Genomic DNA, 13,804 nt, shown 5'->3' on the forward strand with positions numbered 1-13,804 from the left:
GGAAAGCGGCGAGCGCGAGCATCACTCCCGCGGCAGCGAGCAACTTCCTCATCATGTGATCTTCCCCCATAGGTCGGCCGAGGAACGCGGCAGACCGGGCGGTCTGTGCAACGCCGCCTCAGGGTTTGCAAGCAAGCTTCACCACTCTGGCTCGCAATGCCCTCTGGGGACCTAAAACAAGCTTTGCTAGCTGTGCGCGGTGACGCCGAGCCATCCCGCGTCACGATCTTTTGGTGTTAGCCGCCGATCCCGCTAGCACGGACGGAGCCCCTTCCTATCAGCGGAAGTGTTGGGCGTCCGCAATGGGTCGTGAGCAGTCGATCACCCTGCGGCCGGAAACCGACATGACGCCGCCGGGCCAACAGCTGACCCTCCAATCGTCAGTAAAGGTTGGGGACCGTCGTGCGGGGTCAGACCACCTCACCCTGGAGGTCTAGAAGGCCGACCGACCAACTGGACCCATCAAGGTGGGCGATCATACTTCCCCGATAGACGAACTGACGCTCCTCGCCAGCTTCAATGAACTTCACCGGGTTCATCATCAACTCGTACCCAGAGGAGGCGTATATCGTTGGATCGAATGCGAAAAGTATCGAGTGGCCAATCCTTTCGGCCAGGAAGAACTGGTGGGCCTCGTGGATGAGCAGCTTGGATAGGCCCTTTCTCCTGTGCGTGGGAGAGACAGCCACTCCTCCGATCATCCCGATGAGGCAGTCCTTGCCGTCGGCCTTCGCTGTTCGCCTGTAGGCGGCCAAATGGGCGACGGGCTGGGAGTCCTCGCGGCATATGAAGATGCGATCCGGAACCGAACCCTTGTAGTAGTCGCCCTCCAGATCGGGGAATGCCATCGCCAACAGCGCCTGAACCTGAGGCCGCAGGCTGCCAGACAGATCGGCGTAAGGCACGCTCAACAGTTCCACGGCCACTCCCCAACGTTCAGCGTGGGTAGGAAATGCAACTTCCCCCAACAACGCGTACCCAACCAGGGCAATGTTGTGAACTTCCGCAACGGGTCGTTAGTCGAGGTTGGCTTCCGAGCCGAGAGCGGACACCCGCCCAAACCCCCAAACCAAAACGGCCCGGAGCTCATGCTCCGGGCCGTCCTGTTGTCGTCCGTGGTTCAGGTCGCGGCTTAGGCGAACTGGCCCATGGTGTTGTGGACGCCGCCGGCCTTCAGGGCCGCTTCGCCGGCGAAGTATTCCTTGTGGTCGTCGCCGAGGTCGGAGCCCGACATGTTCTGGTGCTTCACGCAGGCGATCCCTTCGCGGATCTCCTTGCGCTGGACGTTCTTCACGTAGCCGAGCATGCCCTGCGAGCCGAAGTATTCCTTGGCCAGGTTGTCCGTGGACAGGGCCGCGGTGTGGTAGGTCGGCAGGGTGATCAGGTGGTGGAAGATGCCCGCGCGCTTGGCGCCATCGGCCTGGAAGGTGCGGATGCGTTCGTCGGCCTCCACGGCCAGGTCGGTGGCGTCGTAGTCGACGCTCATCAGCTTGTCGCGGTCATAGGCCGAGACGTCCTTACCGGCCGCCTTGTAGGCGTCATAGACCTGCTGGCGGAAGTTCAGGGTCCAGTTGAAGGACGGGCTGTTGTTGTAGACCAGCTTGGCGTTGGGGATCACCGCGCGGACGCGGTCCATCATGCCGGCGATCTGCTCGACGTGGGGCTTCTCGGTTTCGATCCACAGCAGGTCGGCGCCGTTCTGCAGCGAGGTGATGCTGTCGAGGACGCAGCGGTCTTCACCGGTGCCTTCGCGGAACTGGAACAGGTTCGACGGCAGACGCTTCGGACGCAGCAGCTTGCCATCGCGGTTGAGGATGACGTCGCCGTTCTTCAGGTCGCCCTGGGCCACTTCTTCGCAATCGAGGAAGCTGTTGTACTGGTCGCCCAGGTCGCCCGGGGTGGTGGAGACGGCGATCTGCTTGGTCAGGCCGGCGCCGAGCGAGTCGGTGCGGGTGACGATGACGCCATCTTCAACGCCCAGCTCCAGGAAGGCGTAGCGGCAGGCGCGGACCTTCTGCAGGAAGTCCTCGTGCGGCACGGTGACCTTGCCGTCCTGGTGACCGCACTGCTTTTCGTCGGAGACCTGGTTTTCGATCTGCAGGGCGCAGGCGCCGGCTTCGATCATCTTCTTGGCCAGCAGGTAGGTGGCTTCGGCGTTGCCGAACCCGGCGTCGATGTCGGCGATCACCGGGACGACGTGGGTCTGGTAGTTGTCGACGGCGTCGATGATGGCCTTTTCCTTGGCCTTGTCGCCGGCCGCGCGGGCGGCGTCGAGGTCGCGGAACATGCCGCCCAGCTCACGGGCGTCGGCCTGGCGCAGGAAGGTGTAGAGCTCTTCGATCAGGGCCGGCACCGAGGTCTTCTCGTGCATGGACTGGTCGGGCAGGGGGCCGAACTCCGAGCGCAGGGCGGCGACCATCCAGCCCGACAGGTAGAGGTAGCGGCGGTCGGTGGTGCCGAAGTGCTTCTTGATGGAGATCAGCTTCTGCTGGCCGATGAAGCCGTGCCAGCAGCCCAGGGACTGGGTGTACTGCGAGCTATCGGCGTCATAGGCCGCCATGTCCTTGCGCATGATGCCGGCGGTGTAGCGGGCGATTTCCAGGCCGGTCTTGAAGCGGTTCTGGACGCGCATGCGGGCCACGGATTCGGCGTCGATCGCCTCCCACGGACCCTTCTTGGAGGAGATGAGCTGGCCCATCTGAATGATATGATCTTGGTACGCCATGGTGGCCTCGATGCCAGGAGTGAAGTTGACGGCGGCGTAGCAGCCCCCCCCGCGCCTTGGGGAGTCGCTTCGAGGTCTAGTTGTCAAACTTTACGCGAGGCCATTGTCATGTTGTAATGTCATGACAAGGGGATTTGTAATTAATGGCCAATGAACGTCGCCTCTATGTCGGCCCCAGCCTGCGCCGCCTGCGCCGGGACCTGGGCCTGACCCAGGCCGACATGGCCCGCGACCTGGAGGTCTCGGCCTCCTACGTCGCCCTGCTGGAGCGCAACCACCGGCCGCTCTCGGCCGAGATGCTGCTGCGGCTGGCCCAGACCTACAAGCTGGACATGTCGACCCTGGCCGGGAGCGGCGGCGCCGACGAGACCGCGCGGCTGCAGGCGGTGCTGAAGGATCCGATGTTCGCCGACATCGACCTGCCGGCCCTGGAGACCTCCGACCTCACAGGCAACTTCCCCGGCATCACCGAGGCGCTGCTGCGGCTCTACACGACCTATCGCGAGGAGCAGCTGGCCCTGGCCGACCGGGGCGCCGAGACCCATGAGGCGGGCGGGGAGGGGGCCGACGCCACCGATCCGGTGGCCGAGTCCCGCCGTTTCCTGGCCGCGCGGCGCAACAGCTTCCCGAGCCTGGACGACGCCGCCGAGCGCATCGCCCAGGGTGTGGCGGGGCACGACAACCTGGTGGGCTACCTGAAGGCGCGGCACGGCCTGAAGGTGCGGCGGCTGCCGTCGCCGGTGATGGTGGGCTCGATCCGGCGGCTGGACTGGCACCGAAAGGAAATCCTGCTGGACGACGGTCTGGATACCGCCAGCCAGATGTTCCAGCTGGCTTTGCAACTGGCCTATCTGGAGATGCGCGAGGAGGTGGACGCGGTCCTGGCCGAGGGGACCTTCGCCACCGAGAGCGGCGAGCGCCTGACCCGGCGCGCCCTGGCCAGCTATGCGGCGGCGGCGGTGATCATGCCCTATTCGGCCTTCGCCCGGGCGGTGGAGGCGCGGCATTACGACGTCGAGGCCCTGGCCCGGCAGTTCGGCGCCAGCTTCGAGCAGACCGCCCACCGGCTGACCACCCTGCAGAAGCCGGGGCAGGAGCGGGTCCCGTTCTTCTTCATCCGGGTCGATCCGGCCGGCAACGTGTCGAAGCGCCTGGACGGGGCGGGCTTCCCCTTCGCCCGGCATGGCGGCGGCTGTCCGCTGTGGTCGGTGCACCAGGTGTTCAAGACGCCGCGGGAGATCGTCACCCAGTGGCTGGAGCTGCCGGACGGCCAGAGGTTCTTCTCCATCGCCCGCACGGTGACCGCGGGCGGCGGCTCCTTCGGCAGCCCGCGGGTGGAGCGGGCCATCGCGCTGGGCTGCGCGGCCGAACACGCCGGCAAGCTGGTCTATACCCAGGACCAGCCGGCGCAGGCCGCGACCCCCATCGGGGTGACCTGCCGGCTGTGCCACCGGACCGAATGCACGGCCCGCTCGGCGCCCCCGATCGGCCGCCAGATCCTGCCCGACGACATCCGCCGCACCAGCCTGCCGTTCGGCTTCTCAGACAGCTGAATCTTCAGGCCCCTCGAAAATTGGGGGCTTCAAAGCCGCGCGCTTCCGTGCAGTAAAGCGGCCGTTGAGTGGGGTGCGTCGCCGGTGCGGCGGACCCTTGGACGCCCAATTCGAGAGCCCGGTACGCACAATGGACATCAGCCCCGCCCTGACCGTCGACGACATCCTGCACGCCTTCGTGGAGCAGGAACTGCTCACCGGGACCGGGGTAGACGCCGCCAAGTTCTGGGGCGCGCTGGAATCGATCCTGGCCGACTTCACGCCGCGCAACGCCGAGCTGTTGGCGCGCCGAGACGCCTTGCAGGATCAGATCGACGCTTGGTGGAAGGCGCGCAAGGGCAAGGATTTCAGCGTCGCCGAGGAGATCGCCTTCCTGCGCGAGATCGGCTACCTGCTGCCCGAACCCGCCCCCTTCGAGATCAGCACGCTCAACGTCGATCCGGAGATCGCCAAGGTCGCCGGGCCGCAGCTTGTGGTGCCAGTTTCGAATGGCCGGTTTGCGCTCAACGCCGCCAACGCCCGCTGGGGCAGCCTCTATGACGCCCTCTACGGCACCGACGCCCTGGAGCCGCCGACCGGGACCAAGGGCTATGACCCAGTTCGCGGAGCCAAGGTTGTCGCCTTCGCGCGCGGCCTGCTGGACCGCGTCGCGCCCCTGGCCAAGGGCTCGCATTCCGACGCTACGAGCTATGTGGTGACCGACAAGGCCCTGGTGGTCAGCCTGAAGGATGGCGCCACCACCGGCCTGAAGGACGCCGCCCAATTCGCCGGCTGGCGTGGGACTGCCGAGGCGCCGCAGGGCGTGCTGCTGGCCCACAACAGCCTGCACCTGGAAATCCAGATCGACCGCAGCCACAACATCGGCAAGGACGACGCCGCGGGCGTCTCCGACGTGCTGGTGGAGGCCGCGCTCACCGCTATCCAGGACTGCGAGGACTCCGTCGCCGCCGTGGACGCCGAGGACAAGGCCCAGGTCTACCGCAACTGGCTGGGCCTGATGCGCGGCGACCTGTCGGCCAGCTTCCAGAAGGGCGGCCAGACTGAGACGCGCCGCCTCGACGTCGACCGCATCTATTCCAGCGCCAAGGGCGGGGAGCTGACCCTGCGGGGCCGCAGCCTGATGCTGGTGCGCAATGTCGGCCACCACATGCTCACCGACATGGTGCGCCTGAACGGCCAGCCGGTGTTCGAGACCGTGGTGGACGCGCTGATCACCGTCACCGCCGCCCTGCACGACCTGAAGGGTAAGCGGCTCAACAGCCCGGCGGGCTCGGTCTATGTGGTGAAGCCCAAGATGCACGGGCCCGACGAGGTGGCGCTCGCCGTCCGACTGTTCGACCTGGTGGAGGACGCGCTCGGCCTGGACCGCAACACCGTCAAGCTGGGCATCATGGACGAGGAGCGCCGCACCAGCGCCAATCTGGCCGCCTGCATCCACGCCGCCCGCGAGCGCATCGTCTTCATCAACACCGGCTTCCTCGACCGCACTGGCGACGAGATCCACACCGCCATGGAAGCCGGCCCCGTGGTCCGCAAGGACGCCATCAAGGCCGAGCCCTGGCTGCCGGCCTATGAGAAGCGCAATGTCGAGATCGGCCTGGCCACCGGCTTCCCCGGCAAGGCCCAGATCGGCAAGGGCATGTGGGCCGCGCCGGATCAAATGCAAAACATGTTGGCTGCCAAGGTCGGCCATCCCAAGGCCGGCGCCAACACCGCCTGGGTGCCGTCGCCCACCGCCGCGGTGCTGCACGCCCTGCACTATCACGAGGTGGATGTGCCCGGCCTGCAGGCCACGATGAGCGCCGCCAAGTCGGTCACCGGCCTGGACGACCTGCTGACCCCGCCCCTGGCGCGCTCCAACTGGAACGCCGAGGACATCACCCAGGAGCTGGACAACAACGCTCAGGGCATCCTCGGCTATGTGGTTCGCTGGATCGACCAGGGCGTCGGCTGCTCCAAGGTGCCCGACATCCACGATGTCGGCCTGATGGAGGACCGCGCCACCCTGCGGATCTCCAGCCAGCACATCGCCAACTGGCTGCACCACGGCGTCTGCACCGAGGTCCAGGTCCGCGAGACCTTCGCCCGCATGGCCAAGGTGGTGGACGCCCAGAACGCCGGCGACGCCCTCTACCAGCCGATGGCGGGCAATCCCGACAGCGTGGCCTATCAGGCGGCGCTGGAGCTGGTGTTCGAGGGTCGGGCCCAGCCCAACGGCTACACCGAGCACATCCTGTCGCGCCGCCGCCGTGAGCGTAAGGCGCAGTTGGCCTAACCCACCTCCGCTCATCCCCGCGGAAGCGGGGATGAGCGGGGTTATGTGTGCTCGCTCACCAGATCCCCAATGATCGCGCGGCTCCTGGCCATCTCCTCATCGCTCGACCCCGGCAGTCCGGCCGCCACGATCAGCGCCTTCCAGATCGTCCAGCCGCGCCCGCGCGCCCAGGTCCCATTATCCAGCGGCAACGCCTCGCGGAACGCGGCGCGGGCCTGCCCGTGCAGCAGCGTCCAGGCGATGGCCAGATCGCAGGCGGGATCGCCGACGCCGAGGATGCCGAAGTCGATGACGGCGCTGAGCTTGCCGTCCCTGACCAGCAAGTTCCCCGCCGCCACATCGCCGTGCAGCCAGACCGGCGGGTTGTTCCATTCGGCCGCCAGGGCCTGTTCCCAGATCTCCAGGGCCGCCGCGCCGTCGATGCTGTCGCCCAGGTCGTCGATCGCCTTGCGGGTCTGCTCGTCATAGGTGGCCAGGGGGCCGCCACGGAAGAAGTTGTGCTGGCCCGCGGCCGGGCCGTCGGTCACGTCGGTGGACTGCAGCACCTTCAGGAACCCCGCCAGGTCGCGGGCGAACTGGCGCAGGTCGCCGATGCGGTCCAGGGCGGCGGTCTCTCCCTCGATCCAGCGATAGACCGACCAGGGCCAAGGATAGCCTTCGCCAGGTTCACCCAGACCGACAGGCTCGGGGATCGGCAGAGGCAGGTGGGGGGCGAGCCTGGGCAGCCAAGCCTGCTCCTTCTCCACCTGGGCCACATAGGCGCGCGCGCTGGGCAGGCGCACCGACATTTCGTCGCCGAGGTGGAAGGTGGTGTTGTTCTTGCCGCCGAAGACCACGGGGCGGACGGGCAGGTGGGCCCATTGCGGAAACTGGGCGGCCACCAGGCGGCCGACGAGGTCGGCGTCGAAGGCGATGCGTTTGGTCTTGGTCTCGGTCATCGGCCGATGTTTCCACCCATGGCCAGGCTTGGCGAGGGCGGCGGCTTATCCGCTTCCTTTACGCGTGCGGCATGTGTCTATGCTGCCACGCAACACTTCGGGGATCGGGTATGGCCAACGAACATTTTGACGTGGTGATCGTCGGCGCAGGGCTCTCGGGCATCGGCGCCGGCTATCACCTGCAGGCCAACTGTCCCGACAAGTCCTACGTCATCCTCGAAGGCCGAGACGCCATCGGCGGCACCTGGGACCTGTTTCGCTATCCGGGCATCCGCTCCGACAGCGACATGTTCACCCTGGGCTACGCCTTCAAGCCATGGACAGAGGCCAAGGCCATCGCCGACGGCCCCTCGATCCTCAACTATGTCCGCGAGACCGCCCGCGAGCATGGGATCGACCAGCACATCCGCTTCAACAGCCAGGTGAAGGGCGCGTCCTGGTCAACCGAGGATGCGACTTGGACGCTCGAGGTGGTGAAGGACGGCAAGACCAGCCACGTCACCGCCAACTTCGTGTTCCTGTGCGGCGGCTACTACAGCTATGCGGGCGGCTACACGCCGGAATATCCGGGGGTCGAGCGCTTCAAGGGCCAGCTGGTCCATCCGCAGACGTGGACGCCCGACATCGACCACGCCGGCAAGCGCGTCGTCGTCATCGGCTCGGGCGCCACGGCGGTGACCCTGGTGCCGGAGATGGCCAAGACCGCCGCCCACGTCACCATGCTGCAGCGCTCGCCCACCTATGTCGTGGCCGCCCCCGCTGAGGACAGCCAGGCCAACTGGCTGCGCACCAAGCTGCCGGCCAAGCTGGCCTACGCCATCACCCGCTGGCGCAAGGTGCTGTTTGGCATGGTCTTCTATAATTATGCCCGCAAGCAGCCGGCCAAGGTGAAGGCCGGGATCATCGACATGGTCCGCAAGCAGCTGGGCCCTGACTACGACGTCGCGACCCACTTCACGCCCACCTACAATCCCTGGGACCAGCGCATCTGCCTGGTGCCGGACGCCGACCTGTTCACGGCGCTGAAGAGCGGCAAGGCCGAGGTGGTCACCGACCACATCGAAACCTTCACGCAGACCGGTATCCAGTTGAAGTCCGGCAAGGTGCTGGACGCCGATATCGTGGTCTCGGCCACGGGGCTGGTGCTGCAGGCCATGAACGGGCTGAAGCTGACGGTGGATGGCCGGCCCATCGAGCCGGGCAAGACGCTCTCCTACAAGGGCATGATGTATGAGGGCGTGCCCAACCTGGCCTCGGCCTTCGGCTACACCAACGCCTCCTGGACGCTGAAGTGCGACCTGACCTGCGAGTACGTCTGCCGCCTGCTGAACCACATGACCAAGACCGGAAACCGCCAGGTCACGCCGCGCAACACCGACCCCAATATCGGCGAGGTCCCGTGGCTGGACTTCTCCTCCGGCTACGTCCAGCGGGCCATGGCCAGCTTCCCCAAGCAGGGGACTAAGGCGCCCTGGAAGCTGCACCAGAACTACGCGCTGGATCTGATGAACCTTCGCTTCACGAAGATCGAGGACGGGGTGCTGGCGTTCTCCAACAAGGCCGGCGCCAAGGCGCGGCGGCTGGAGGCGGCCTAGAGCTCCAACCGCAGCAGTTGCTTGACCTCGCCGTCCTCAAGGAACTGCTCTAGGGGCCGGAAGCCGACCGACCTGGAGCAGGCCAGGGCGGCGGCATTGTCCAGGTCGTGGGCGATGTAGGCGCGGCGCTCGGCGTAGTGGGGCAGGGCGACGCCGCTCACATAGCCGCCAAGCATGGCGCGGCCGAGGCCCTTGCCCACGAGGGTCGGATCGCCGATGTGCAGGTCGAGGCTGACCCCATCGTCGTGGCCCATCACCTGCGCATAGTCGGGCCAGTCGCGGTTGCGATAGGCCTGCAGGTAGCCGAAGGGGGCGCCGTCATCGCTGGCGACGTGGCAGACCAGCGGCTGCTCGCCCCGAACCCGCGGTCCGTACTTCGCGGTGACGTCTTCCAGACTCATTGGCGTCTTCTGCACGAATTTCCGGACGTGGGGCTCCGCCAGCCAGAGGGTCAGCATCGGAAAGTCAGCGGCCGTCAGGGGGCGGAAGGTGATCATGCCTTCAGCCGCGCCTCCAACTCATTCATCGTGTTCAGGAAACTGGCCTCCAGGTCGACCTCGTAGAGCCGGGCGAGCGTCATGACGCTCCACAGGCAGTCGGCCAGTTCGTGGGCCAGCTTGGCCTTGGCGTCGGGAATAGCGCGCACGCCCTCGGCGGCCTGCACCAGCTTGGCGAGGTCGCCGACATCCCCCATGAAGCCGAGCGCCACCTCCTCACGGCTCCAGGCGCGGCCGTAGCGCTGGGTCTCCAGCTCGGCATAGAGCCGGCGGATCGCCCAGGCGCGGGCGTCGAGGTCCTTGAAGTCGGCCATCTGCAAAGCCTATCGGTGGGTATCCCGGTCAGGTTAGCTCAGAGTGCGAGGGAGTCGCGACATGGTCCGAACAGCGCGTTGCGGCTGCGGCCAACTACGGATCGCCTGCGAGGGCGAGCCCAACAAGGTGTCGCTCTGCCATTGCCTGGACTGCCAGAGGCGCACGGGCGGCCCGTTCGGGGTGGCGGTGTTCTATGATCTCGCCCTGACGAAGGTCGACGGGCCGTCGGTGGCCTATGCCCGCGACGCCGACTCCGGGTTTCCCATAACCTTCCACTTCTGCGCGACGTGCGGCTCGACGGTGTTCTGGTATCCGAGCCGCAAGCCGGATCTGGTGGCTGTCGCTATCGGCGCCTTTGCTGACCCGGGATTTCCCGGCCCGTCCCAGGAGGTTTACGCACAGCATCGTTACGCCTGGGTCCCGCCGCTGCCATAGGCCCCACCCGAGGCCGTTGCGCCCGGCAATGACACCGGTTACCTTGGCCTCAGACGGGCCGTCGATCCGCGCCTTCCGATACGCTTTCGGCGCGGTCGAGATCGGCCTCAAGCGGGCAGGAAAGACCTACAAGGACCTGATCATGTTCAAGAAAACCTATCACGCCACCCACCCGGACATGATGAAGGGCGCTGGCAATGACGACCTGCGCGACCGCTATCTGGTCCAGGACCTGTTCGTGGCCGACACGGTCAGCCTGAACTACAGCCACAACGAGCGGTTCGTGATCGGGGGGGCGGCTCCGGTCGCCGGGCCCGTGAAGCTGCCGGCCCAGACCGAGCCGGCGTCAGCCGCCGGCCATCCGTTCCTGGAACGCCGCGAGCTGGGCGTGGTCAATGTCGGCGGGGCAGGGCGGATCATCGTCGATGGCCAGGCCTTCGACATGGCGCCCCGCGACGGGCTCTACATCCCGATGGGGGTGATCGACGTGACCTTCGAAAGCGCCGACGCCGCGAACCCCGCCAAGTTCTACCTGGCCTCCACCCCGGCCCATAAGGTCTGCCAGCTGCAGCACATCGCCATCAGCCAGGCCAATCCCCTGGAGCGCGGCGAGGCGGCGACCTCCAACGAGCGCACCATCTACCAGTACATCATCCCCGGGGTCTGTGAGTCCGCCCAGCTGCTGCTGGGGGTGACCTTCCTGAAGCCGGGCAGCGTCTGGAACACCATGCCGCCGCACCTGCACGACCGCCGCTCGGAGATCTATTTCTACTTCGACCTGGCCGGCGACAATAAGGTCTTCCACTTCATGGGCGAGCCGGACGCCATGCGCCACATCGTGGTCGGCGCCGATGAGGCGGTGATCAGTCCGCCCTGGTCGATCCACATGGGGGCGGGCACCTCCAACTACGGGTTCATCTGGGCCATGGGCGGGGAGAACCTCGACTATACCGACATGAACGTCCTCGACATCTGCCAGCTGAAGTAGGGCTTATGTCTCCGTTTGATCTTACCGGTAAGACGGCCATCGTCACCGGGGCCAACACCGGCCTTGGCCAGGCCATCGCCGAGGCCCTGGCCACGGCCGGCGCCGACATCGTGGCCGTGGGCCGCACGCCGCCGGTGGATACTCGGTTCGCGGTCGAGGCCCTGGGGCGACGTTTCCACGATATCGCCGCCGACCTCACCACGCTGGAGCCGATCCGCCGCATCGTGGCCGAGACCGTCGAGCACTTCGGCGGAATCGACATCCTGGTGAACAACGCCGGCATCATCCGCCGCAACGACGCCGTCGACTTCTCGGAGGACGACTGGGACGCGGTGATGGACGTCAACCTGAAGACCACCTTCTTCCTCACCCAGGCGGTGGGGCGGCGCATGATCGAACAGGGCCGGGGCGGCAAGATTATCAACATCGCCTCGATGCTGTCCTACCAGGGCGGCATCCGGGTGCCGTCCTATGCGGCCTCCAAGAGCGGGCTGGCGGGGATCACCAAGGCGCTGGCCAACGAGTGGGCGGGCAAGGGGATCAACGTCAACGCCATCGCGCCCGGCTACTTCTCCACCAACAACACCACCGCCCTGCGGGCCGACGAGGATCGCTCGCGCGACATCCTGGCCCGCATACCGGCCGGACGATGGGGGACGCCCGCCGACATCGGCGGGGCGGCGGTGTTCCTGTCGTCCTCGGCGGCCGACTATGTCCACGGAACCCTGCTGGCCGTGGATGGCGGCTGGCTGGCCCGCTAGGTTTGTTAAAGAACCTATCCTGGAAAGCGAGCCACCTAGTCGCGCTTCGCGCGTTGCCCCATAGCTGACGGGCACAGTTGCGGACTGGATTTTGATGGTTTTCGGGGGCGGTGACGCCACAGGGCGTCCGGGGGAAGAGGCCGAACAGGCGCGCGCCACGCGCCGCCAGCTCGGCGCGTGGGTCCTTGGCTTGGGCCTGGCGGCGCCCGCCATCGCCAGCGCGCAGCTTCTGGCCAGCCCCACGATCGATCCGGGTGTCCTGCAGTCTGTGGCCACCGATCCCCGCCTGCGCCGCTTCTACGACCTGCGCGGCTGGGCTCCGGCCTGGACCGACGATCAGGCCCGGCAGTTGTCTCAGGCCCTGGGCGGCGCCATTCGCCACGGCCTGGATGGCGAGGCCTTCCGGCCGGCGCCCGCCCGCGACGCCGCCACGCGAGAGGCGGGCCTGACCCTCGCCGCCCTGACCTATGCCGACGCCCTGGCGCGGGGTCTGGTGGCCCCCACCAAGCTCTTCAAGCTGTTCACCCTGGAGCGCCAGGCGGTGGATGTGGCGCCGGGCCTGTCCCAGGCCCTCGACCGCCGCGAGATCGGCGCCTGGCTGGACCGCCTCGCGCCCAGCGACGCCGAGTACAAGGCCCTGTCGTCCGCCTATGTGGCGCTGCGGGCGCAGATCGGCCGGGCAGGGGCCTCAGCTATTCCCGAGGGCGGGGCCATCCAGCCCGGCGGCCAGGACTACCGCGTGCCGCTGATCGCCCAGCGCCTCTATGACCTGGGCTACCTTACCGGCCCGCCCATGGCCTCCCAGACCCTGTCGGCGCCCATTTCCGAAGCCTTGAAGCTGATCCAGGCCGAGAACGGCATGCAGCCGACCGGCCGGGTGGGCAACACCACCATCGCGGTTCTCAACGCCGGCCCCACCGACCACGCCCGGCAACTGGTGCTGAACCTGGAACGCCGCCGCTGGCTGCGCCGCGAGGCGCCCTCCACCCGGATCGACGTCAATACGGCCGCAGCCTTCCTTACCTACTACAAGGACGGCGCCCTGGACTGGTCGGCGCGCACCGTGGTGGGGAGCGCCAACCGCGAGACCCCCAGCCTGCAGGCGGGTTTCAGCCAGCTGGTCGTCAATCCGCCGTGGAACGTGCCGGCCAAGATCGCCCGGGCCGAGATCCTGCCGCGCGGCTCCGCCTACATGCGCCGCCAGGGCATGTACGTCACCGAGGGCCGGGTTGTGCAGCGGCCGGGGCCGCTCGCGGCGCTGGGCCTGGTGAAGTTCGACATGCAGAACCCCTACGCCATCTATCTGCACGACACCCCGTCCAAGGCCCTGTTCGCCCGGGCCGCCCGCCACCGCAGCCACGGCTGCGTGCGGGTCGAGAACGCCGTCGAGTTCGCCCGCCACCTGGCGCAACAATACGGCGCGGCCGACCGCTTCGAGGCGGTGCTGGCTTCGGGCAAGACCGGCGTCGTGCCGCTGAGCGCCATCATCCCGGTGAGGCTGCTCTATCACACCGCCTTCGTCGACGATCAGGGCAAGGTGGTCTACCGCTCCGACCCCTATGGCTGGGACATCACCCTGGCCACAGCGCTGGGCCTCGACCGCCCGCGCTCGACCCTGAACCCGGAAGAGGCGACGCCCGATCCCGAGTCCGCGCCGCTCTAGACCCTTTCCGGATCAGGTTGAAACAACCTGATCGGATGAAAAGGGTCTAGCTTCTTGAA

General features: G+C 67.2%; 12 protein-coding genes. 7 read left to right on the top strand and 5 right to left on the bottom strand.

All coding sequences use genetic code 11. From position 1 onward, the window contains the following. Window positions 1–410: 410 nt before the first annotated feature. Together Q7J39_RS18900 and Q7J39_RS18905 are read right to left on the bottom strand one after the other, a co-directional pair. Complete coding sequence (locus Q7J39_RS18900; protein ID WP_304829024.1) at window positions 411–920, bottom strand: GNAT family N-acetyltransferase; 510 nt, start codon at window positions 918–920, stop codon at window positions 411–413. A 212-nt stretch (window positions 921–1,132) separates the two neighbouring features. Further along, window positions 1,133–2,725, bottom strand: coding sequence for an isocitrate lyase (locus Q7J39_RS18905; RefSeq protein WP_304829027.1), 1,593 nt, complete (start codon window positions 2,723–2,725; stop codon window positions 1,133–1,135). Between the two features lie 143 nt (window positions 2,726–2,868). Between Q7J39_RS18905 and Q7J39_RS18910 the strand changes: the two genes are divergently transcribed. Both Q7J39_RS18910 and Q7J39_RS18915 read left to right on the top strand, forming a co-directional pair. Beyond that, window positions 2,869–4,278 (top strand): short-chain fatty acyl-CoA regulator family protein, encoded by a 1,410-nt coding sequence (locus Q7J39_RS18910; protein ID WP_304829030.1) that lies wholly within the window; start codon window positions 2,869–2,871, stop codon window positions 4,276–4,278. Window positions 4,279–4,408: 130 nt separating this feature from the next. Continuing rightward, window positions 4,409–6,553: a malate synthase G gene (locus Q7J39_RS18915; protein ID WP_304829034.1), complete on the top strand. Its 2,145-nt coding sequence runs from the start codon at window positions 4,409–4,411 to the stop codon at window positions 6,551–6,553. Between the two features lie 41 nt (window positions 6,554–6,594). On the opposite strand, the gene Q7J39_RS18920 is transcribed toward Q7J39_RS18915, so the two are convergent. Next, window positions 6,595–7,491: an aminoglycoside phosphotransferase family protein gene (locus Q7J39_RS18920; RefSeq protein WP_304829037.1), complete on the bottom strand. Its 897-nt coding sequence runs from the start codon at window positions 7,489–7,491 to the stop codon at window positions 6,595–6,597. 110 nt (window positions 7,492–7,601) lie between these two features. On the opposite strand from Q7J39_RS18920, the gene Q7J39_RS18925 reads away from it, so the two are divergent. Next, on the top strand, window positions 7,602–9,086 hold the full coding sequence (locus Q7J39_RS18925; protein WP_304829040.1) for an NAD(P)/FAD-dependent oxidoreductase: 1,485 nt from the start codon (window positions 7,602–7,604) through the stop codon (window positions 9,084–9,086). Here Q7J39_RS18925 and Q7J39_RS18930 read toward each other — a convergent pair. After that, window positions 9,083–9,583, bottom strand: coding sequence for a GNAT family N-acetyltransferase (locus tag Q7J39_RS18930; RefSeq protein ID WP_304829043.1), 501 nt, complete (start codon window positions 9,581–9,583; stop codon window positions 9,083–9,085). The two genes, Q7J39_RS18925 and Q7J39_RS18930, sit on opposite strands and share 4 nt — an antisense overlap. Continuing rightward, window positions 9,580–9,897, bottom strand: coding sequence for a MazG nucleotide pyrophosphohydrolase domain-containing protein (locus Q7J39_RS18935; RefSeq protein ID WP_304829046.1), 318 nt, complete (start codon window positions 9,895–9,897; stop codon window positions 9,580–9,582). The genes Q7J39_RS18930 and Q7J39_RS18935 overlap by 4 nt, the downstream gene beginning before the upstream one ends. 61 nt (window positions 9,898–9,958) lie before the next feature. On the opposite strand from Q7J39_RS18935, the gene Q7J39_RS18940 reads away from it, so the two are divergent. The 4 genes from Q7J39_RS18940 to Q7J39_RS18955 all read left to right on the top strand — a co-directional run bounded on the left by Q7J39_RS18940 (window position 9,959) and on the right by Q7J39_RS18955 (window position 13,745). After that, the gene (locus Q7J39_RS18940; RefSeq protein WP_304829049.1) at window positions 9,959–10,333 is read left to right on the top strand and encodes a GFA family protein; all 375 of its coding nucleotides are present in this window, start codon (window positions 9,959–9,961) and stop codon (window positions 10,331–10,333) included. A 142-nt stretch (window positions 10,334–10,475) separates the two neighbouring features. Then, window positions 10,476–11,321, top strand: coding sequence for a 5-dehydro-4-deoxy-D-glucuronate isomerase (kduI, locus tag Q7J39_RS18945; protein WP_304829262.1), 846 nt, complete (start codon window positions 10,476–10,478; stop codon window positions 11,319–11,321). Window positions 11,322–11,326: 5 nt separating this feature from the next. Next, window positions 11,327–12,082: a 2-dehydro-3-deoxy-D-gluconate 5-dehydrogenase KduD gene (kduD, locus tag Q7J39_RS18950; RefSeq protein ID WP_304829052.1), complete on the top strand. Its 756-nt coding sequence runs from the start codon at window positions 11,327–11,329 to the stop codon at window positions 12,080–12,082. A gap of 94 nt (window positions 12,083–12,176) precedes the next feature. Further along, window positions 12,177–13,745, top strand: coding sequence for a L,D-transpeptidase family protein (locus Q7J39_RS18955; RefSeq protein ID WP_304829054.1), 1,569 nt, complete (start codon window positions 12,177–12,179; stop codon window positions 13,743–13,745). The last annotated feature ends 59 nt before the right edge of the window (window positions 13,746–13,804 follow it).

The organism is Phenylobacterium sp. (assembly GCF_030651185.1).
Taxonomy (GTDB): domain Bacteria; phylum Pseudomonadota; class Alphaproteobacteria; order Caulobacterales; family Caulobacteraceae; genus Phenylobacterium.

Excerpts from the sequence above, each read along its gene's own strand:
- Q7J39_RS18905 (WP_304829027.1), bottom strand. The coding sequence starts at position 2,725 with ATGGCGTACCAAGATCATATCATTCAGATGGGCCAGCTCATCTCCTCC.
- Q7J39_RS18910 (WP_304829030.1), top strand. The coding sequence starts at position 2,869 with ATGGCCAATGAACGTCGCCTCTATGTCGGCCCCAGCCTGCGCCGCCTG.
- Q7J39_RS18915 (WP_304829034.1), top strand. The coding sequence starts at position 4,409 with ATGGACATCAGCCCCGCCCTGACCGTCGACGACATCCTGCACGCCTTC.
- Q7J39_RS18920 (WP_304829037.1), bottom strand. The coding sequence starts at position 7,491 with ATGACCGAGACCAAGACCAAACGCATCGCCTTCGACGCCGACCTCGTC.
- Q7J39_RS18925 (WP_304829040.1), top strand. The coding sequence starts at position 7,602 with ATGGCCAACGAACATTTTGACGTGGTGATCGTCGGCGCAGGGCTCTCG.
- Q7J39_RS18930 (WP_304829043.1), bottom strand. The coding sequence starts at position 9,583 with ATGATCACCTTCCGCCCCCTGACGGCCGCTGACTTTCCGATGCTGACC.
- Q7J39_RS18935 (WP_304829046.1), bottom strand. The coding sequence starts at position 9,897 with ATGGCCGACTTCAAGGACCTCGACGCCCGCGCCTGGGCGATCCGCCGG.
- Q7J39_RS18940 (WP_304829049.1), top strand. The coding sequence starts at position 9,959 with ATGGTCCGAACAGCGCGTTGCGGCTGCGGCCAACTACGGATCGCCTGC.
- kduI (WP_304829262.1), top strand. The coding sequence starts at position 10,476 with ATGTTCAAGAAAACCTATCACGCCACCCACCCGGACATGATGAAGGGC.
- kduD (WP_304829052.1), top strand. The coding sequence starts at position 11,327 with ATGTCTCCGTTTGATCTTACCGGTAAGACGGCCATCGTCACCGGGGCC.
- Q7J39_RS18955 (WP_304829054.1), top strand. The coding sequence starts at position 12,177 with ATGGTTTTCGGGGGCGGTGACGCCACAGGGCGTCCGGGGGAAGAGGCC.